We start from the raw sequence: 20,102 nt of genomic DNA, 5'->3' as shown, positions 1-20,102 counted from the left end.
CCGATGAAACAAGCTGTCATCGTATCCACCGCCCGCACTGGGCTTGCCAAGTCTTTTCGCGGGGCGTTCAACGAAACGCACGGCGCGACCATGGGCGGCCATGTCATCGAACATGCGGTCAAACGCGCCGGTATCGACGGGGCCATGGTTGAAGACGTATTCATGGGCTGTGGCTATCCCGAAGGCTGGACAGGGGCCAATATCGGGCGCCAGTCCGTGCTGCGCGCAGGGTTGCCAGTGACGACCTCGGCCAGCACCGTGAACAGGTTCTGTTCCTCGGGCCTGCAAACGGTGGCCATGGCCGCTCATGCCATCGTGATGGAGGGGGCCCCGGCCGCGATTGGTGCCGGTGTTGAAAGCATCAGCCAGATGCCTCCGACCCGCCCGCCGCAATCGCGTGAGGCGTGGCTGGAAACGCATAAGCCCGACGTCTACATGGCGATGATCGAAACGGCGGATGTGGTCGCCAAACGCTATGGCATCAGCCGCGAGACACAGGATGAACTGGCGCTGGAAAGTCAGAAACGCACGGCTGCGGCGCAGGCCGCCGGCAAGCTGGATGACGAGATCGTTCCGATCACCGTCACGCAGGCGTTCAAGGACAAGGAAACCGGCGAGGTGACCCGCAAAGAGGTGACCTTTGCGATGGATGACTGCAACCGCCCCAACACCACGCTTGAGGGCCTGTCGAGCCTGGCCCCCGTGCGCGGCGACCGGCAGTTTGTCACCGCAGGCAATGCAAGCCAGCTGTCGGATGGGGCGGCGGCGCTGGTCCTGATGGACAGCGATGTTGCAGCCCGCGAAGGGGTGGAGCCTCTGGGCGCGTTCAAGGGGTTTGTGGTTGCGGGATGTGAGCCAGACGAGATGGGGATCGGCCCGGTCTTTGCAGTACCGCGCCTGCTGGAGCGTCATGGGCTCAAGGTCTCGGATATCGACCTTTGGGAGTTGAACGAAGCCTTCGCCAGCCAGGCACTGTATTGCCGGGACCGGCTGGAGATTGATCCGGCGATCTGCAACGTCAATGGTGGTTCGATCTCGATCGGGCACCCCTTTGGTATGACCGGGGCGCGCATGACGGGCCATCTGCTGATCGAGGGCAAGCGCCGTGGCGCAAAGCTAGGCGTTGTGACCATGTGCATTGGCGGCGGAATGGGTGCCGCGGGCCTGTTCGAGATCTTCTAACAAAGGCGCTGCAATGGATCTGACTTACAGCACCAAAGACGAGGCTTTTCGCGCCGAAATCCGCGCCTGGCTGAAAGATACCCTGCCCAAAGACCTGTCCGAAAAGGTACGTCTGGGCAAACGCCTAAGCAAAGCTGACATTGAACTGTGGCACAGCTTGTTGAACGCGCGGGGGTGGCTGGCGCCAAACTGGCCACGTGCCTATGGCGGATGTGAATGGAACGCCGTGCAGCGGCATATCTTTGAAGAGGAATGTTGTCTGGCCCATGCGCCGCGCAACCTGCCTTTTGGTCTGAGTATGCTGGCCCCGGTGCTGCTGGCCTTTGGGTCCGAGGCGCAACGTCAGCGTTTCTTGCCGCGTATTCTGGATGGTCAGGATTGGTGGTGCCAGGGCTATTCCGAACCGGGAGCGGGGTCGGATCTGGCGGCGGTCAAGACGCGGGCTGTGCGGGAGGACGATCACTATGTGGTCAACGGACAAAAGACTTGGACCACGCTGGGCCAGCACGCCAACTGGATTTTCTGTCTGGTTCGCACCGACTCTGATGCCAAAAAACAGGAAGGGATTTCCTTTCTTTTGATCGACATGAATACGCCGGGCGTCACTTTCCGTCCGATTGTTCTGATCGACGGCGAGGCCGAGGTGAATGAGGTGTTTTTTGACGACGTCTGCGTGCCCGTCGAAAACCTTGTGGGCGAGGAAAACAAGGGTTGGACCTATGCCAAATACCTGCTGACCCATGAACGCACCAATAATGCGAGCGTCGGGTTTTCGAATGCCGCGCTGGCGACTTTGAAAAAAGTGGCTGGTCAGGTGCAGTCAGGCGGGCGGACGCTGCCCGAGACGCCGTTGTTCGCGGCGCGTATGGCGCAGGTTGAAATCGACCTGCTGGCAATGGCCATGACCAATCTGCGGATGGTGTCTGCAGCGGCCAGCGGCAAGGCACCGGGGGCGGAAAGCTCGATGCTCAAGATCAAGGGGACGGTAATCCGGCAAGAGCTGACCTCGTTGTTGCGCCGCGCCATCAGACCTGACGCGCAGCCATTTCAGGTCGATTTCCTGAACGGCGGCCACAACGCCGAAGAGCTTGGCCCGGAACATGCCACCGGGGCGGGGCCGAACTATCTGAACATGCGTAAACTGTCGATCTTTGGTGGTTCGAACGAGGTGCAGCGCACGATCATCACCAAGTCGATCCTGGAGCTGTAACGGAGCCCTTCAGATGGATTTCAATCATACCGAAGAACGGGTCATGCTGCGCGACACGCTGCAGCGGTTTCTGGGGGACAGCTATACGCACGACCATCGGCGCGCGGTGATCGCCTCGGGGCGTGCCTATGATGAAACAGTTTTCAGTGCACTGGCTGAGCAGGGCGTTCTAGGGGCCTTGTTCACCGAAGAGCAGGGTGGCTTTGGCGGTCGCGGCTTTGACCTGTCCGTGGTGTTCGAGGAACTGGGCCGCGCAGGCGTGATCGAGCCGCTGCTGCCCGCCCTTCTGTCGGGCAGCATATTGGCGGGGATGGGCCGTGACGAACTGGTGGCAGAGATCATCACGGGCGAGCAGATCATCGCTCTGGCCCATGGTGAGACAGACGCGCGCTATGACCTGAACCATGTTTCGACCACCGCGCAGGCGCAGGGCGATGAGCGGGTGCTGACCGGAACCAAGACCAATGTGCTGTTTGGTGCGCAGGCCGGACATTTGATCGTCAGCGCCCGCGAAAGCGGCGATGTCCGGGACGAGGCCGGGATATCCCTGTTTCTGGTCCCGATTGACGCTGAGGGTCTGACAGTGGTCGATCACCCTAATCTGGACGGCACCTCGGGCGCGACCGTGACGCTGCAGCAAGTGCGTCTGGACCCCGCCGCGCGTCTGGGGCAGGCAGGTGCAGGTTTTGAGGTTATCGAGGCTGCGGTGGCCCGCGCCCTGACCGCGCTGAGCGCCGAGGCGCTTGGTGCAATGGAGGCCGTCCGCGATCTGACGGTTGCCTATCTGAAAGAGCGCAAGCAATTCGGTGTTCCGATTGGCAAGTTTCAGGCCCTCCAGCTCCGAATGGCCGATATGCTGATCGAGATCGAGCAGGTCCGCTCGGGCGTCATTCTGGCCGCCGGTCATTTGGGCGGGCCCCGCCACGAGCGGGAACGCCATGTCAGCGCCTCCAATAACCTGGTGGGACGGGTGGCAGCCCTGGTCGCGGAAGAGTGCATTCAGATGCATGGCGGGATCGGGATGACGGACGAATATGCTCTGTCACACTATGCGCGTCGGCTGACCATGATCGACCATCAGTTCGGCGACGTGGACCATCACCTGATGCGGTTCACCGCGTTCGGAGCGGAATAATCATGGCGGATACCGAATTGAAACGCTGGCCGCTGAAACTGGCGCAAACGCTGGGGTATTCAGTGAGGTTTAACCGCGAAACCCAACAGGCCTTTTGCGTGTTGGAGATGGGTGATCTGCAACGGAACCCACGCGGGTCCATTCATAGGGGCATAACGGCAACGATGCTGGACACGGCCGGAGGGTTAACGGCCAGCCTGTCGGAAAACCCAGACTCGGTGATGCCTGCTCCGACCATAACGCTGACGATCAACTACGTGTCCGCAGTGGCCTCGGGGCGGTCGCGCGCTGTGGGACGGGTGACGGGTGGCGGCCGTAAGACCAAGTTCGCCGATTGCGAATTGCGCGACGAGGCGCACGCGCTGATCGCGACTTCGACCGGTGTGTTCAAACTATTGCCCGACCAGCGGGCCGGAGGAGGCAAATGACTGATAATGTCAAAACTGAGCGGCGGGGCCATGCGCTGATCATCTGGAACTGTAACGCCGCTATGCGCAACGCGCTGACGCCTGCCTATTATGACGGGGTGATTTCCGGGGTGCAGGAGGCCGCCGCTGATGATGGTGTCGCGGCAATCGTTCTGGCCGGTGAGGGTGATTTCTTTTGCGCCGGCGGTGACCTGAACGCGCTGCAGGAACGTCGCGCCCTGACCTATGAACAACGGCAGGACAAGATCGACAAGCTGGGCGATGTTATTCGCAGCCTGCGCATCAGTCCAAAGCCCGTTGTCGCCGCGGTTGAAGGCGGCGCGGCGGGGGCGGGTGTGTCCATTGCGATGGCCTGCGACATGATCGTGGCGGCCGAGCAGGCCAAATTCACGCTTGCTTATGTTCGCGCCGGGCTGGTGCCCGACGGGGCAGTCACCTATGCGCTCAGCCGGGCTCTGCCACGTGCCACGCTGGCGCGTATGGCGATGATGGCCGAGCCGCTCGGGGCCAGCCGCCTGCTGGATCTGGGCGTGATCACCGAAACCACCCCCGCGGGCGAAGCGCTGGCCGGCGCCTGCGCGCTGGCCGATCGCTTGTATCAGTTTCCCCCGCAGGCACTGGCCGAGATCAAGCAGTTGCTGAATGCCGCCGAGTCCTCGGATTTCGAAAGCCACCTGACACGCGAGCGGGACGCCATGGCGCAGGCTCTTGGCGGGGATGAGGCCCTGACCGGCATCACCGCGTTTCTGAACAAAAAAGCCCCGATTTTCCGCAAAGGAGATTGAAATTGGCCCAGACTGCCACCCGACCAAAAATGTTTGATACCCCAGTGACCCGCACCTACGGCACCAGACTGCCCGTGGTCGCCGGTGGCCTGCAATGGCTGGCCAATGCCGACTATGTCTCTGCGGCGGGCAAGGCGGGGATCCTCTCGTTCATCACAGCCGCCTCGTTCCCCGAGACCGGCGATCTGCGCTCGGAGATCCGCCGATGCCGCGACATGTGCGAAGGCGCGCCGTTTGGGGTCAACGTTTCGATGATCCCGAAGCTGGTGCCAGGTGAAAAGACCGAAGACATCTTTCGCCTGATAGCCGACGAAGGCGTGCGGTTTGTCGAAACATCCGGGCGCAGCCCCGAGGCATTCATGCCGATCCTCAAGGATGCGGGGATTGTCACCCTGCACAAGGTGCCGTCGCTGCGCTATGCGGTGAAGGCGGAACAGGTCGGCGTCGACATGGTCTCGATCGTGGGGGCGGAATGCGGCGGGCATCCGGGCCTGGATATGGTCGGCAGCATGGTCAATGCCGGTCTGGCGGGCGAACGCCTGACGATCCCGTGGCTGGTGGGCGGTGGGTTCGGCCACGGCAAACAGGTGACTGCGGCGCTGGCCATGGGGGCCTCGGGAGTGGTCATGGGCACGCGTTTTCTGGTGGCCGAAGAGTTGCAGGCCCATCCCGGTTACAAGCAGGCGCTGATCGACGCGTCCGAACTGGATACGGCCCTGACCATGCAATCGGTGCGCAACACCGTGCGCAGTCTGCGTAACGAAACCACCGCCATCGTGTCGCAGCTGGAGCGTGACAATCCCGACATCGGTATCGGCGGCCTGATGGAACATGTCGCGGGCAAGATCGGTCGCAAGGCCTATGAAACAGGGGACGTGTCGCGAGGGATTTTGTCGGCGGGCCATGCGTTGGGATTTGTCGACCGGGTCGAGCCTTTTGCAGCCATCGTTGACCGGCTTGAGGCCGAAGCCCTCGGCGCGTTGTCGCATCTGGGTGCGGTTGCCTGAGTGCGCGCATCCAGCATTCACATATGAATAGTAAGAATATAAATTTGGGCGTTACTACCTGATTTTGAATTTAACTATAGTCAAGTTCAAGACAGGACTGACGCAGGGAGGAAGGCGATGCCTTCAGCGGAAAATCAAAAGCCGGTCGCCTTGGCAATCGGGGCGGGGGACGGGATCGGGGCCTCGGCCAGTATGCGCGGCAAAGCGGGGTTCGGAGCGTTTGCCAGCGCCAAACACGGGCTGCGCGCGCTGGCGCAGAGCCTTGCACGCGAGATTGGCCCCAAAGGGGTTCACGTGGCCCATATCGTGATCGACGCAGGTGTCGACATGCCTGCCAACCATGAACGCCGCCGCAAGAAATTTGGCGACGATCACGTGGATGCAGAGAACATTCTGGTCAAACCCGACAGCATTGCCGAGACCTTTTTTGCGGTTCACAGCCAGACCCCTGATGCCTGGACGCATGAGCTGGACCTGCGCCCCTACGGAGAGAACTGGTAGGGCCCGATGTCAGATCAAACCGTGACGCCGATCCTGTGGGGCGTGGGCACCGTACGCACTCTGCGCTCCCATTGGGTTCTGCACGAACTTGGGGTCAGCTATGACTGTCAGCCGATCCGCCCGCGCCCAGCAGCGATGGAGCGCCGATTTTCAGGCGGTCAATCCCGATTGCAAGGTTCCGGCCCTGCAGCATGGTGATCTGACGCTGGTCGAAAGTACGGCGATCATGCTGTATCTGGCCGAGACATATGCCAGCCGATCTCCTGACCTGATCCCGAAGAACAGTGCGGCGCGGGCCCGGTTTTTCGAGTGGATGTCCTTCATCTCGACCGAGCTGGACGCCGTATCGCTTTATACGATCCGCCGCCATCAGGATCTGCACGAGATCTACGGTCAGGCCCCGGTCGCAGTCGATGTGGCGCGCGCATATTTCCTGCGGATGGCGCAGAAAGCCGCGCGACAAGTCATGACCGGCGCGCCTTATCTGCTGGGTGAGACATTCACTCTGGCCGATATCCTGCTTGTCACTTGTCTGCGGTTTGCCGACCGCATGGGGTCGAGCGTCCGGCCGAATTCGACGACTATTTCCAAAGACTGACAGGCAGACCCGCCTTTCAGGCAGCTATGAAAGCGAACCACACATGACCGATGACATGCAGAAGACCGGCCCCTTTGCCGGTATCAAGATTGTCGACGTGACCACTGTGATCTCGGGGCCGTGTTCAACCGGTATCCTTGGCGATCAGGGGGCGGATGTGATCAAGGTGGAACCCCCCACAGGCGATATCATGCGCGCCCGGGGCAAGGTGGCGGGGTTCACCCCGGACTTTGTATCGTGCAATCGGGGTAAGCGGTCGGTTGCGCTGGACCTCAAGGACGCCGCCGCGCGCGAGGTGCTGTGGAAGCTGATCGAGGAGGCGGACGTGTTTGCTCAGAACTTCCGCCCAGGCGTGGCCGAGCGGCTGGGCTTCAGCGCCGAGGAAGCGCTGCGGCGCAATCCCCGCCTGATCTATCTGTCGATCAGCGGGGTCGACAGCAGCGGGCCTTATACCAAAAAGCGGGTCTATGATCCGGTGGTGCAGGCCCTGTCGGGGCTGGCCGATATGCAATCTGATCCTTTGACCGGTCGGCCCAAGATGACCCGTTCAGTCGTGGTGGACAAGATCACCGCCGTCTATGCCGCTCAGGCTGTTTCGGCCGCGCTTTACAGCCGGTCGGCGACGGGGCAGGGGCAGCATGTGGAAGTCTCGATGCTGGATGCGACGTTGAATTTCAACTGGTTGACGGCATGGCGCCCGTGGCCGTTGTCGGCAAGGAAGAGGATGCTTCCAACACGCCCCATGACATGATCTTTCCCACCTCGGACGGCTTTGTCACGGTCGGGGCAATCTCGGACAAGGAATGGGTGGGTCTGTGCAAGGCGATGTACCGCCCTGACCTGATCAAAAACCCGCGATTTGCCACCCCCAGCCAGCGCGAGATCAACCGTCAGGAACGGCTGGAACTGATCGAAGAGGTCGTTTCGACCCGTGCGACGGCCGAACTGCTTGCCTCGCTTGAAGCGTATGATGTGCCCTGCGCGCCCGTGCTGCGCCGACATCAGCTGTTCGACGATCCTCAGGTGTTGCACAATGAGGTGGTCGAAGTGGTCGATCAGCAAGGTCTTGGCCCCGTCCGTCAGGCGTGTGGTGCGGCAAAGTTCTCCAACCATGTGCCGCGTCCGATCACGCAGGCTCCGGCCCTGGGCGAACATACCGAAGCGGTCTTGCAAGAGTTGGGTTTTAGCATGGCGGAACGTGCAAAGGCTGAATAACCTGCACGGAACATTGCGGCAAAAAGGAAAGCCTCGTGAAGCGCATTCATGACATCCTGTTGAACGGCGCACCGGACGCGGTTGCGATTGTCGATCATGACGGCACTGCGTTTACCTATGGCGCGTTGCAGGCGATGATCAAGGACGCCGCTGCGGGTTTGACCCGGCATGGGGTGCGGGGCGGCGATCGGGTCCTCGTGCTGGCCGAAAACAGCGTGACCTTTCTGGTCGCCGTTATGGCGCTGAGCCGGCTGGACGCCTGGACGGTTCTGGTCAACGCGCGGCTGACCGCGGCCGAGGTTGATCGCCTGATCGACCTGTCCGAGGCACGGTGCACGGTGTTCACACCCGAAGCCTCTCCGGCCTCGGCGGGCCATGCCCGGCGAATGGGGGCCACTCAGGTGGCCACGCTGGATTGCGGCGCGTTCATGTTGTCGCCTCTGCGCGAGGTGCCAATCGAGCCGGTGCAGGCGGGTTCGGATCAGACGGCGGTTCTGATCTATACCAGCGGCACGGTGGGTGAGCCCAAGGGCGTGATGCTGACCCATGGCAACCTGTGTTTCATGTCTCAGGTCTCGGGCGATATGCGTCGGATCACGCCGCAGGATGTGACGCTGGCGGTGGTGCCCGGAACTCATATCTTTGGTCTGACCTCGGTCTTTCTGGCGGCACTGGCCAAGGGCTCGGGCCTGATTGCAATGCCGCGGTTTGAAGTCGCGCCGGTGTTGGATGCGATCCGGTCGGGTGTGACCATCCTGCCCGCTGTGCCACAGATTTTCGCCGCCCTGATGGCTGAGCTGGGGCATGATCCGGCCCAGATTACCCCCAACAAGCTGCGCTTTATCTATGCCGGAGGCGCGCCGCTGGACCTGAGCCTCAAGCATGAGGTCGAGGCCCTGTTCGGCCAGCCGCTGCACAATGGCTATGGGCTGACCGAAGCCTCGCCCAGCGTGGCCGCGACCCGACTGGATTATGTGCGCGACGACAGTTCCATCGGTCTGCCTGTTCCGGGGGTCGAGGTCCGCATTCATGCACCCGACGATCAGGGAGTTGGCGAATTGCAGCTGCGCGGCCCAAACGTGATGAAGGGTTATTTCCGCAATCCCAAAGCCACCGAACAGGCGATGACGGCGGATGGGTTCCTGCGGTCGGGCGATCTGGCGCGGCAGGATGCCGATGGGGCGTTGCATATCGCGGGACGGTCGAAAGAGCTGATCATCCGTTCGGGGTTCAACGTCTACCCACCGGAGGTCGAGGCGGTGCTGACCGCCCATCCCGCCGTCACGCTCAGCGCGGTGGTGGGGCGCAAAGTGGACCGCAACGAAGAGGTTCTGGCCTTTGTCGTCGCCCGCGCGCCCGTGACCGAACAGGAACTGCGCGCCTGGGTGCGCGACCGTATGGCGGCCTACAAGGTGCCCTCGCGGATCGGGATTGTCGCGGCTTTGCCGCAGGCCGCAACCGGCAAGATTCAGAAGAACAAACTGCTGACCGACCCGGCCTATGCGCTGGACTGATCCTGCTTCCCGGGCGTACCGGTAGCTCAGACTGGCGACAAGTTGCGAAGCTATTTCAAGCCGATCCGCGATCTTGCACCGGGCGCAGCTCACCGAGCGTACAAAGGGTTGAACAACCGGATCGAAGGATCACACAGACCCACTCGAAAGTGTGAAAAGCTCAGGGGGCGGTTCAAGTCGCCAAAACAGGCGCCAAGGTTTCTTGCTACCAACGACCAGTTCAACACCGTTTTTCGACCTCGCCGCTATTAACTCTCCATCGTCTCATTCCGTCACACCAGAACCGAAGCTTTCGGCCTCTGGGAGGTTATATTGCCGAAATGAACGTCTGGCAGGAACCGGCCCCACCCCTCTCGATCACGCGCAAAAAAGTTGGCAACGCCGTCCTGACCCTAGTTAGTTACTCCCATTCGTTGTCTGTAATGCTCATGGTTTTTAAGCGCGAAGTCAGGGTAGTTGGCTTCATTCCCAAAAGTGCGGCTGCTCCGTTTGCTCCGGAAACCTGACCACGAGTTTCGCGTAGTGCAGAAACTAGATTTTCGCGGATCAGGTCCTGCATCTGCGCTTCGGTACGTACAGTGGGGTTCGACGCGGTTTCGAAGGTCTGGCCGGCAAGTTCGATCACCATTTTTGCATCCTGCGATACGATGGCGGCACGCTCCATCACGTTGTGGAGCTCCCTTACATTTCCTGGCCAGTTATAGCCTAACAGTTTTTGCACACCGTGTTCGGTCAGTTTCGGGACCGGGCGGTTCAGTCTTCGGCAGGCAATTTTCAACAAGTGCAGCGATAGTGGAGCGATATCCTCGGGACGGTCGCGAAGTGGTGGGCAGGTGATTGGAAAAACACTGAGAAACAGAAATAGGTCTTCGCGGATGCGGTCCGCCCGACGCGCCTGTGCTTCAGTCAATGCCGTCGCGGCGATAACCCGGATATCAATGGGCTTTTCCCGGGTGTCGCCTAGACGCTGAACTTTCCCATTTTGCAGCGCTGCCAAGAATTTTCCCTGTATTTCAAGTGGTAGTTCCTCGACATCGTCTAAAAACAGGGTCCCGCCATGGGCCAGCTCTAGCTTGCCGGGCTTGTCCCGAGTGGCCCCGTTGGGGGCGCCGCGAACTTGGCCGAACAGTTCCGCTTCGACCTGCTCCGGCGCGACAGAGCTGCACTTGAAATGGATCAGCGGACGTCGGGCGCGTGCGCTGGCCTTGTGAATTTCGGTCGCGACTAAAGATTTGCCGGTTCCCGTTTCGCCCGAGATCAAAACGGTTGCGTCTGTTCCGGCTACCAGATCAATGCGAGTCACGATTTGCCGGATCGCAGGAGATATTCCGATGATATCGTGATGGGCACGCTCGGACGTAATGGCTTCTTGCAGATACGCGTTCTCTTGTTCCAGCCGGTCGCGCAGGGCTGCAACCTCGTCTAACGCTTCGCGCAGCTTTCGTTCGTTTTCTTTTCGTTCAGTAATGTCACGAAAGATGACCACAGCCCCCGCCAAAACTTGTTGATCATAAATAGGGGTCGAAACATATTCGACCCGGATTGGCTTGCCGTCCTTGCGCCAGAACACCTCGTCCTCGATGCGGTGCACTTGTTCAAACCGGAACGAACGGTAAATCGGACACTGTCGTGCGGGATAGATTTCACCGTTCAGGTGGTGATGGTGAATCATGGAATGGATGTCTTTTCCCAGCAGGTCTTCGGTCGTCCATCCCAGCATTTCCTGCGCGGCGCGATTGACGAATGTGGTTTTGCCCTCAGCATTGACGCCATAGATTCCTTCACCCGCAGCGTTGAGGATAAGTTGGTTCTGTCGTTCAAGTTCGGCAAAGAAGCCTTGGGTGCGCTGCCATTCGACAAGGCCGCCTCGAAAGGTCTCTGCCGTGGCCGCTTGTTCGGCCCTGCGATCCAGCATGTCCAAATTGGAAATCGTCATCATCACCCAACCTGGTTTTCCTGGCATCATTCGGGCGCGCAATTCGCAGCGCAATGGCTCCTTAAACGCTGTTGTCAGCGGCACATCGCGTGTCCAGCCCTCGGTCCGGTGGTCGACCTCTTCCATGAAGACGATAAACTGAGGCAGCGCATCGCCCAAGTAGTAGGAAAATGGCAGCGGAACCGTGCCGCCCAGCAAGTCGGTGGCGTAACGATTCCAGTCGACAATTCGGTCAGCCGTCGTGTCCAGAACCAAAGCTGCTTCGGGCAAGGCTTGCAGCAGGGAATCGGAGGAAAGCAAATCGAGCGTCATGCTACCAAAGTAATGCCGCAGAGCGGTCCGAGAATACGAGATTTCGTAATTTACGAAATCTCGTAATTTTCTTCTGGGGGAAGCCATATTAACCAACTGATAAACATATATTTTTTAGGGCGCACAAATTTTGAGCGCCCTCTGTTTCGCGATCGGAACCCCTGCCACCATGGCCGCAAATCTAGCGAAACAGGGGAAAATCATGACGATCAAGAGCCTCGGAAACCCGTTCTCAGAAAAGACCGATTTGCGCCATGGCGCGGATTGTGGCTGCGATGGATGCCTATCCGGTCACGGGCATGACAAAGATCACGCCGAACCCGAACTCATGTCTGCTGAGCAGATCACCGAGCGTGTGGTCGAAAGTGCAATTGTGCGGTCGATCTTTGGTCAAAGTGACATCAATCGCCGGTCATTTATGGGAATGTTGGGGGGCGGTACGGCGGCTGCGGCGCTGGCTTCGGTCTTTCCGCTGGATCAGGCCAAAGCAGCCATTCTGGACAATCTGGGAACACCCGAAAAGACCGACCTGAATATTGGGTTTGTCCCTATCACCTGCGCGACACCGATCATCATGGCGCAGCCGATGGGTTTCTACGAACGCTACGGTCTGAACGCGCAGGTTATCAAGACGGCTGGCTGGGCCGTGGCGCGTGACAAGTCCCTGTCAGGCGAATATGACGCCAGTCACATGCTGACCCCGATGCCGCTGGCGATGACCATGGGCGCGGGATCGGTCGCGACGCCTTACATCATGCCCGCCGTTGAAAACATCAATGGGCAGGCCATCGTGCTGTCGAACGAGCATCTGGACAAGCGCGACCCGGCCCAGTGGAAAGGGTTCACCTTTGGCGTGCCGTTCGAATACTCGATGCACAACTTCCTGCTGCGCTATTACGTGGCCGAGTTCGGGCTGGACCCCGATGTCGATATCCAAATCCGCGTGGTGCCGCCGCCAGAGATGGTTGCCAACCTGCGCGCAGGGAACCTCGACGGCTATCTCTCGCCCGACCCGTTCAACCAGCGCGCTGTTTGGGAAGGGATAGGTTTCATCCACACTCTGACCAAGGACATCTGGGAAGGTCACCCGTGCTGCGCCTTTGCCGCGCCGCAAAGCTTTGCGACCGAATTGCCCAACACCTATGGCGCTTTGCTCAAGTCGATCATCGACGCCACTCAGTTCGCGTCGAACCCGGATAACCGCAAGGACATCTCGGAAGCCATCGCGCCGACCAACTATCTCAATCAGCCGGTCCCGGTGATCGAGCAGGTTCTGACCGGTACCTATGCGGACGGGTTGGGTGAAGTTCAGAAAGTCCCTGACCGGATCGACTTTGACCCTTTCCCCTGGCATTCGATGGGTGTGTGGATCCTGACCCAGATGAAACGCTGGGGGTACATTGAGGGCGACGTCGACTATCAGGGCGTGGCCGAGCAAGTCTATCTGGCTGCCGATGCCAAGAAGATCATGACCGATCTGGGGTACGACGCGCCGGACGTGACCTACAAATCCCACACCATCATGGGCAAGACCTTCGATCCGAAAGACCCCGAAGGCTATGTCAAAGGCTTTGCAATCGGGAAAGCCTCGTAAATGTTGGACAATCTAACCCTGAACCAGCGCGCAGCGCTGCTGTCGGTGGTGATGCTGGTGGTCGGCCTTCTGATTTGGGAGGCCGCCATCCCCGCTCAGAAAGCCGCCGGAGAGCTCACGGAATACGAGCGGCTGACTGGCGGCGGTGCCCCCAAGGCGGGTGTACCGCCTCCAAGTCAGGTCCTCGCCAAAGCGTGGGAGCAACTATCGAACCCGTTCTATGACGCAGGTCCAAACGACAAGGGGATCGGCATTCAGATCGGGTATTCGATCTATCGCGTTTTGACCGGCTACCTGATGGCTGCACTCGTGGCGATCCCGTTAGGGTTCCTGATCGGGATGAGTCAGGTTGCCTATAAAGCGTTCAACCCGTTCATTCAGGTGTTGCGACCTATTTCGCCGCTGGCTTGGATGCCCTTGGCGCTGTTCATCATTCAGGACAGTGAGGCAAGCGCGATTTTCGTGATCTTCATCTGCTCGATCTGGCCGATGCTGATCAACACCGCCTTTGGTGTGGCCGGGGTCCGTCAGGACTGGGTCAATGTCGCACGCACGCACGAACTTGGGCCGTTGCGCACTGCCTTTACCGTCATCCTGCCCGCAGCTGCGCCCACGATCATCACCGGGATGCGCATATCCATCGGCATTGCATGGCTGGTGATCGTAGCGGCCGAGATGCTCGTGGGGGGAACCGGCATTGGCTACTATGTGTGGAACGAGTGGAACAATCTCGACCTCACCTCGGTGATCTTTTCCATCCTCATGATCGGCGTCGTTGGCATGCTGTTGGATTCGGCCTTTGCCTACCTGCAGCGCGCTGTGGCCTATGCCGAGTAAGGAGCGTTTCAAATGAGCCAACCGTTTCTCAGTATTGAATTGCTGACTCAGGAATTCCCCGACGGTCAGGGGGGCACCCTGACCGTGTTCGAAAACGCCAGCTTTGGCATCGAAAAAGGAGAGTTCGTCTGTATTCTGGGCCATTCCGGCTGCGGCAAATCCACGATTATGAACATCTTAGCCGGGCTGGCCGAACCCAGCTCGGGCGTGGTCAAGATGGACGGGTTCGAGGTGTCGGGCCCCTCGCTGGATCGCGGCGTGGTGTTCCAGAACTATTCTCTGCTGCCATGGTTGTCGGCGTTGAAAAACGTGACTTTTGGCGTGAAGGCGCGCTATCCCGACTGGCCTGCTGCGAAGGTCGAGGAACACGCCCGTGCTTTTCTGGCCAAGGTCGGACTTGAAGGCGATGTGGTTCATCGTAAACCCAGCCAGCTTTCGGGTGGGATGCGTCAGCGCGTGTCGATCGCGCGGGCCTTTGCAAATCAGCCCAAGCTGTTGTTGTTGGATGAGCCATTCGGCGCGCTGGATGCGCTGACCCGCGGCACCATTCAGGACGAATTGCTTAAGGTGTGGAGCGAAACCGAGCAGACCGTTTTCATGATCACTCATGACATAGATGAGGCAATCCTGCTGGCTGACCGCATCCTGCTGATGACCAATGGCCCCTTCGCTCGGGTGGCGGAGTCAGTTGACATCACCATTCCCCGGCCTCGTACCCGGACTGAGATTGTCGATCACCCCAACTATTATGCGATCCGCAACCATCTGGTTCAGTTCCTCGGACAACGTTCAAAGGAATTGGCCGGTCAGGCCAGCGATGGCGCCGCGCAGCGACCCGAAACGGTGACTATCGACCTGACCGAAAAGACCGAGGAGCAGAGCAATCCGCAACTGCGCGCGGTCAATGATTGAAAGCGCCAGGAACAGACATTCCAAACAGGAGGAAACCCAATGAAAGACACAATCGAAATCCCAACTATGATGACCAAAGAAGACGTCACCATGATGATCCTGTTTGCCAAGAAGCAGGCTGGGCTGACCTGGGAAGGTATTGCTGAGAAAATCGACATGTCGCCGGTCTGGACCCATTCTGCCTGCATGGGCATGAACGCTTTCCCCGCCGACAAGGCCGACGCCTTGGTCGCGCTTATGGCCCTGCCGCAAGAGGCCGCCAGCGTTTTGACTGAGCCGCCAACCAAGGTCTGGGAACAAAGCGTGCCAACTGATCCGTGCATCTATCGCTTTTACGAAATAGTCGGCGTTTATGGCCCAACACTGAAAGCGTTGATCGAAGAAAAATTCGGAACTGGCATCATGTCGGCAATTGATTTCGACATGCAGGTGACGCGCGTGCCGAATGAAAAAGGCGATCGCGTTAAGGTCGAGATGTCCGGCAAATTTCTATCCTATAATTCCTGGTAATAGGGATGAACTTTTTGGATAAGCTGGCTCGGGGTCTGCCTTAACGACTTAGGATACGGATGTGTTACGTCCGTTAGGCTGAACGTATCTCGAGTCAGAAATCGGCGCGATGAAAAGAGCGATCTGAGGAACGCTCTTTTCCCCGTCCTGATATAAAGGACCTTGGTTCAAGTAAGAGAGCACCGTGTTCGCGACAAGCTATATCGGGAACGCACATTTTAGGATTGGAACGCCGCAGTCTGCCGCACCTGACTTTTGCGAACATGCGGCACGAGAGTTACGCTCGATCTGTCAGATAGCAACAGAGCCAGCGATCTAGTCGAAATGAATTCTGCCTGCCGTCAGTTTCGCCGTTCGGTGAAACCAGTATTGTGCCGGGAATCCATGAAACTTGCGCCGTCTAGGCCGTCGAATAGTACTCATCTTGTATAGATTTTTGGTTGCTTACAGCTTTGTCGAAAATGCCAACTGCTCTTAACGCGTCTGCGGACAGGCCGTCATCGTTGAATCTGCTTAAGTAAAATGTCCCAAGATTTCCGATCTGCGCGTCCAGAAAGCTCAGGTTTCGTGACTTCATTTTATGAACCACAAATAAGTCACCAATACATCCGATCCCGACACCGGCCGAAATGGCATTCAAATATGTACTGATCCCTTCTGCCCGAAACACTGGCTTATACTCAATACCCAAAGATTCGAGTTTGGAATAAAAGACCTTGGAAAATCTTGCGTTATCCGAAAGCTCGACTATCGGCAGTTGAAAGCCCTTCATATTTTCTTTCAGTGAAAAATCCTTGTTTGAAATCCACCGCATAGTAAACGGCCAGCTCTTCTTGAGAAGCGGTGCATTGTCCTCCTGAGTCACCGTATACGCGATGTTTCTCTTCAAACTCCCGATTTTGCTTTCGATGTCTTCGGAATTCAGCAATTCGATAAACAAGGACGACAGGCTGCCATCTGTTCCTGAGTTGAATATCTTGTAAGGGTTCAAGAAAGATTCGACGGTCGACACGAAGGAAATTTGAACCGGCTGAATACGCGCTGGATCGCAGATACTGCGAATGCGATGGACATTTCGGAGGATCTCTTGACTGCAATCCAACAATTCGCGGCCGTTATCTGTCAGGGTTAAGCTGGCGTCACCGTTTTCGAACAGGTCAAACCCGACCAACGCTTCCAGCGAGCGTATTCTATTGCTTATTGCTGGCTGGGACCGCCCTAATTCTTTTGCGGTTTTTGAATAGGATTTAACCCGACACAAGATCGCAAAGGACTCAAGAGCCTCTAGTGAAATACGCATTGTTTTGGCCTGTAAACATGCCCCGCCACAAACGGGCGGGGCAGGGCTTTTATTCGTCGCGGAATGTCTTGGTCATAGCGTCACGAATGGGCCGTGACAGGTATGAGATGACTAGGCGTTCTCCGGTTGAAACCAGTACTTCAACGGGCATGCCGGGAACCAGATCCTTGTTTTGAATCTTGGAAAACTCGTCTTCCTGAATTTCCACTTCAGCGCTGTAGTAGACCGCGCCCGTCGCGGGATCCGAAAGCGTATCAGCCGAGACCCACTTTACCGATCCATTTAATTCCGGAGTTTGGTTGAAGTTGAAGGCGGTCAGCCGAACGCGGGCTTCTTGACCTGGCACGACGCGGTCAATTTCTGTTACGGGAATGTTGGCCATCAGGATGGGCTGCTCGGCCACAGGTACAATATCCATAAGCGCCTGACCCGGAGCGACAACCCCACCTTTTGTGTGAAAACCAAGGTTGAGAACCCGGCCATCCAGCGGAGCAAGAATCTGGCTGCGGGCAATACGATCCTCAGCCGTTGTTTTACGCTCCAACGCTTCACGCAACCGCTGCGAGACATCGGACAATTCAGTCGACACTTCTTCTCGTGAGGTTGCTGCGTTACTGACCAAAGCACTTTCCACCTCGGCTATCTGTGCCATGACACTGTCGATCTGAGCCGTGTTCGTGGACAGGCTGGCCTCGATATCCAATGCCGCCCGGCGGACCTGAAGCAGACGAGTTACGTTCGCCAGGCCTTTTTCGTTCAAAACCGAAACAGTCTCGAGTTCTTCCTGGGTCAGCGATTTGTTGGCTTCTTGAGACTTAATCTGGCTACGCAAACCCGCGACCTGCGCCAAAAGGGCCTCTTTTTGAGTTTCCAGCTGGGCTATGTTCGCGTGCTTAGCCATCGAGCGGCTTTCGAACAGCTGTGCTTCGCTTTCAAAAATCTCCTTGTAGTCTGCGGTTTGGGCGAACTCTGCGGCGGAAGACATGAAGTCTTGCGCGTTCAACTCGGCCTGCAAACGCGCTTTGCGGACAGTCAGGGACGCGATCTGGCTGCTGAGCGCATTCAGTTCCGCCTGTTCACGCGTAGTATCGAGGCTGACAAGAACCTGACCTTGCTTGACTGCGTCGTCTTCTGACACGTGGATTTCGTAAATGATGCCACCTTCCAGATGCTGCACCGTTTGGCGATCTGTCTCCAGCGCGACCATGCCGGGGGCTACAATGGCGCCGTCGATCCGGGTTGCCATCGACCAGTAGCCCAACCCGCCCAACATCAGGCTCATGGTTGCCACACCCAAAAGAACCCAGTTGCCAATCTTGTCTGCCGGAGCTGTCTTTGCGTTACGCATTGGTCTTGCCCTCACGTTTTGGTGCCGCATTCTCGGCGCTTTCGGTTGATTTCTTGTTGCGGTTTTCGGAGTACGTCCGAAGGATTTCATCCCGCGGGCCGTAGGCCGAAACCATGCCGTTATCCATGACAAGCACCTTGTCAGCCTGATTCAGGGCGCCCAAACGATGAGCAATCATGACAACGGTACGGCCCTCACTTTTGAGGCGATCGATTGTCATGGCCAAGGCCGCAGAACCTGCCGCGTCCAAATTGGAATTCGGCTCATCCAGCACGATCAGCGATGGGTTCTTATACAGAACCCGGGCCAATCCGATCCGCTGACGCTCGCCTCCGGACAATGCGCTGCCGCTTTCACCCAGTGGTGTGTCATACGCATTGGGCAGTTTCAGGATCAGGTCGTGAGCGTTGGCCGCCTGCGCTGCTGCAACGACATCTTCGTCAGATGCGTCTGCCTGAAAACGGGCGATATTCTCGCGTACCGTTCCATCAAACAGTTCCACAGTTTGAGGCATGTAACCGACCGAGTCCCGCAGTTGAAGCGCGTTCCAATAGCTCATGTCCGCGCCGTCCAGCCGCACGCTGCCTCGGTTCGGTTCCAAAGTACCGACAATCACGCGAGCGAGGGTGGACTTACCTGATCCGCTGGGGCCGATGACGGCCAGAACTTCACCCGGGTCCAGCGCAAGCGATACGTTCCGCAACACGGTAGACGCACCGTCAGGGGTTGTAGCAAAGACGTTTTTCAGTTCCAGAACACCGCGGGGTTGAGGCAATTGAACCGAAGGCTGGGACGGCGGGTAATCCTCGAGAAGAGAATTCAGTCGCTTGCGCGCGGCAGTGGCCAGCACATATTGACGCCAGCTCCCGATCGCTTGTTCGGCCGGGGCCAATGCGCGACCGACCAGAACAGATGCGGCAATGATCGAACCGGCACTTAGATCACCCGAAATCGCCAGATACGCACCCAGACCCAGAACTGCGGACTGAAGGACCAGACGAACAGTACGAGAGATCGAAGACAAGGTTGCCGCCATGTCGCTGATCTGGCTTTGTTTGACTTGAGCCTGGCCGTTCAGGCCGTTCCAGTGGTCATAAAGATCATCGCGCATCCGCATGGCATGTGCCACTTCATGGTTACGTGACACGTCATTCAGCACGCGGTTGCTGCGGGTAAGGAATTGATTTGCCCGTGCAACACCGCGCTGAGTCAGAACGTTGTTCACCATGGCGACAACCAGCAGGAACGCGACGCCAGCCAAACCGGCATAGCCCAGCCAGGGATGCAGAAGATAGGCAAATCCAAGGTAGATCGGTGTCCACGGCGCGTCGAATATAACGGCCGGGGTCGAACCGCCCATGAAATCACGCAACGTACCAAGGTCACCTACGGCATCGCGCCCTTTGGCACCACCTTCTTTGACTGACCGCTCGATCTGCGCCTGGAAAACGCGCTTCTCCAGAGTGTTGCCCAGCCGGTTGCCGATGCGGATCAGGATACGCGACCGGACCAGGGACAACACGCCGAACACAAGATACAGCCCCAACATCAGCACGCTCAGACCGAACAGGGTCTGGTAGCTTTGGCTGGGCAGTGCCCGGTCGTAGACCAAGATCATAAACAAAGGACCGGTCAACATCGTCAGGTTGATCACCATACTGATGGCGCCGGTGGCAAAAAGGCCCGGGCGAGCAGCACGAAACGCTTGCTCAAGCTCGGTACGTTTGAGGGGACTATGGGACATGGTGGCCCTCTTTCTGACATAAAGGAATGGAACG

The 20,102-nt window shown here is 58.4% G+C and carries 19 protein-coding genes and 1 pseudogene; 16 read left to right on the top strand and 4 right to left on the bottom strand.

The features are described 5' to 3' along the window. Positions 1–3: 3 nt before the first annotated feature. The 12 genes and pseudogenes from ABWV79_RS10675 to ABWV79_RS10620 all read left to right on the top strand — a co-directional run. Positions 4–1,182 (top strand): acetyl-CoA C-acyltransferase, encoded by a 1,179-nt coding sequence (locus tag ABWV79_RS10675; protein ID WP_353391853.1) that lies wholly within the window; start codon positions 4–6, stop codon positions 1,180–1,182. 13 nt (positions 1,183–1,195) lie between these two features. Next, positions 1,196–2,392 (top strand): acyl-CoA dehydrogenase family protein, encoded by a 1,197-nt coding sequence (locus ABWV79_RS10670; protein WP_353391852.1) that lies wholly within the window; start codon positions 1,196–1,198, stop codon positions 2,390–2,392. A gap of 13 nt (positions 2,393–2,405) precedes the next feature. Continuing rightward, positions 2,406–3,527 carry an acyl-CoA dehydrogenase family protein gene (locus tag ABWV79_RS10665; RefSeq protein WP_353391849.1) on the top strand — a complete coding sequence of 374 codons (1,122 nt, stop codon included), beginning with the start codon at positions 2,406–2,408 and terminating at the stop codon, positions 3,525–3,527. A 2-nt stretch (positions 3,528–3,529) separates the two neighbouring features. Beyond that, entirely contained in the window at positions 3,530–3,955 is a 426-nt protein-coding gene (locus ABWV79_RS10660) for a PaaI family thioesterase (RefSeq protein ID WP_170355259.1), read from the top strand. Next, positions 3,952–4,740 carry an oxepin-CoA hydrolase, alternative type gene (locus ABWV79_RS10655; RefSeq protein ID WP_353391847.1) on the top strand — a complete coding sequence of 263 codons (789 nt, stop codon included), beginning with the start codon at positions 3,952–3,954 and terminating at the stop codon, positions 4,738–4,740. Before ABWV79_RS10660 ends, ABWV79_RS10655 begins: the two co-directional genes overlap by 4 nt. Positions 4,741–4,769: 29 nt before the next feature. Then, positions 4,770–5,747 carry an NAD(P)H-dependent flavin oxidoreductase gene (locus ABWV79_RS10650; protein WP_170754376.1) on the top strand — a complete coding sequence of 326 codons (978 nt, stop codon included), beginning with the start codon at positions 4,770–4,772 and terminating at the stop codon, positions 5,745–5,747. A gap of 117 nt (positions 5,748–5,864) precedes the next feature. Further along, a complete protein-coding gene (locus ABWV79_RS10645; RefSeq protein WP_353391845.1) occupies positions 5,865–6,248 on the top strand; it encodes a Rossmann-fold NAD(P)-binding domain-containing protein in 384 nt (127 codons plus the stop codon). Positions 6,249–6,348: 100 nt separating this feature from the next. After that, the gene (locus ABWV79_RS10640) at positions 6,349–6,846 is read left to right on the top strand and encodes a glutathione S-transferase family protein (protein WP_353391844.1); all 498 of its coding nucleotides are present in this window, start codon (positions 6,349–6,351) and stop codon (positions 6,844–6,846) included. A gap of 43 nt (positions 6,847–6,889) precedes the next feature. Continuing rightward, entirely contained in the window at positions 6,890–7,597 is a 708-nt protein-coding gene (locus tag ABWV79_RS10635) for a CaiB/BaiF CoA transferase family protein (RefSeq protein ID WP_353391843.1), read from the top strand. After that, complete coding sequence (locus ABWV79_RS10630; RefSeq protein WP_353391842.1) at positions 7,537–8,061, top strand: CoA transferase; 525 nt, start codon at positions 7,537–7,539, stop codon at positions 8,059–8,061. Before ABWV79_RS10635 ends, ABWV79_RS10630 begins: the two co-directional genes overlap by 61 nt. A 35-nt stretch (positions 8,062–8,096) precedes the next feature. Next, positions 8,097–9,575, top strand: coding sequence for a class I adenylate-forming enzyme family protein (locus ABWV79_RS10625; protein WP_353391841.1), 1,479 nt, complete (start codon positions 8,097–8,099; stop codon positions 9,573–9,575). A 33-nt stretch (positions 9,576–9,608) separates the two neighbouring features. Next, positions 9,609–9,904 (top strand): annotated as a pseudogene (locus tag ABWV79_RS10620) (DDE-type integrase/transposase/recombinase); the annotation flags it as partial. Between the two features lie 71 nt (positions 9,905–9,975). On the opposite strand, the gene ABWV79_RS10615 reads toward ABWV79_RS10620, so the two are convergent. Beyond that, positions 9,976–11,811 (bottom strand): sigma 54-interacting transcriptional regulator, encoded by a 1,836-nt coding sequence (locus tag ABWV79_RS10615; RefSeq protein ID WP_353391840.1) that lies wholly within the window; start codon positions 11,809–11,811, stop codon positions 9,976–9,978. Positions 11,812–12,025: 214 nt separating this feature from the next. Here ABWV79_RS10615 and ABWV79_RS10610 point away from each other — a divergent pair, with 214 nt between their 5' ends. Genes ABWV79_RS10610 through cynS form a run of 4 tightly spaced genes read left to right on the top strand, consistent with a single transcriptional unit; the run spans position 12,026 to position 15,676 of the window. Then, the gene (locus ABWV79_RS10610; protein WP_353391839.1) at positions 12,026–13,417 is read left to right on the top strand and encodes a CmpA/NrtA family ABC transporter substrate-binding protein; all 1,392 of its coding nucleotides are present in this window, start codon (positions 12,026–12,028) and stop codon (positions 13,415–13,417) included. After that, complete coding sequence (gene ntrB, locus ABWV79_RS10605) at positions 13,418–14,254, top strand: nitrate ABC transporter permease (RefSeq protein WP_353391838.1); 837 nt, start codon at positions 13,418–13,420, stop codon at positions 14,252–14,254. It abuts the gene before it with no gap. 12 nt (positions 14,255–14,266) lie between these two features. Then, positions 14,267–15,166 (top strand): ABC transporter ATP-binding protein, encoded by a 900-nt coding sequence (locus ABWV79_RS10600; RefSeq protein ID WP_353391837.1) that lies wholly within the window; start codon positions 14,267–14,269, stop codon positions 15,164–15,166. Between the two features lie 39 nt (positions 15,167–15,205). Then, positions 15,206–15,676, top strand: a complete 471-nt coding sequence (gene cynS / locus ABWV79_RS10595) for a cyanase (RefSeq protein ID WP_353391836.1) — start codon at positions 15,206–15,208, stop codon at positions 15,674–15,676. 400 nt (positions 15,677–16,076) lie between these two features. Here cynS and ABWV79_RS10590 read toward each other — a convergent pair whose 3' ends face one another. Genes ABWV79_RS10590 through ABWV79_RS10580 form a run of 3 tightly spaced genes read right to left on the bottom strand, consistent with a single transcriptional unit; the run spans position 16,077 to position 20,068 of the window. Beyond that, positions 16,077–16,976: a LysR family transcriptional regulator gene (locus ABWV79_RS10590; protein ID WP_353391835.1), complete on the bottom strand. Its 900-nt coding sequence runs from the start codon at positions 16,974–16,976 to the stop codon at positions 16,077–16,079. 49 nt (positions 16,977–17,025) lie between these two features. Beyond that, positions 17,026–18,324, bottom strand: a complete 1,299-nt coding sequence (locus ABWV79_RS10585; protein ID WP_353391834.1) for an HlyD family type I secretion periplasmic adaptor subunit — start codon at positions 18,322–18,324, stop codon at positions 17,026–17,028. After that, the gene (locus ABWV79_RS10580; RefSeq protein WP_170754391.1) at positions 18,317–20,068 is read right to left on the bottom strand and encodes a type I secretion system permease/ATPase; all 1,752 of its coding nucleotides are present in this window, start codon (positions 20,066–20,068) and stop codon (positions 18,317–18,319) included. The genes ABWV79_RS10585 and ABWV79_RS10580 overlap by 8 nt, the downstream gene beginning before the upstream one ends. Between the last annotated feature and the right edge of the window lie 34 nt (positions 20,069–20,102).

Source organism: Ruegeria sp. HU-ET01832, from assembly GCF_040371315.1.
In the GTDB taxonomy this organism is placed as follows: Bacteria; Pseudomonadota; Alphaproteobacteria; order Rhodobacterales; family Rhodobacteraceae; genus Ruegeria; species Ruegeria lacuscaerulensis_A.
The sequence above is the reverse complement of the archived record's forward strand: the minus strand, read 5'-3'. Positions and strand labels throughout refer to the sequence as shown.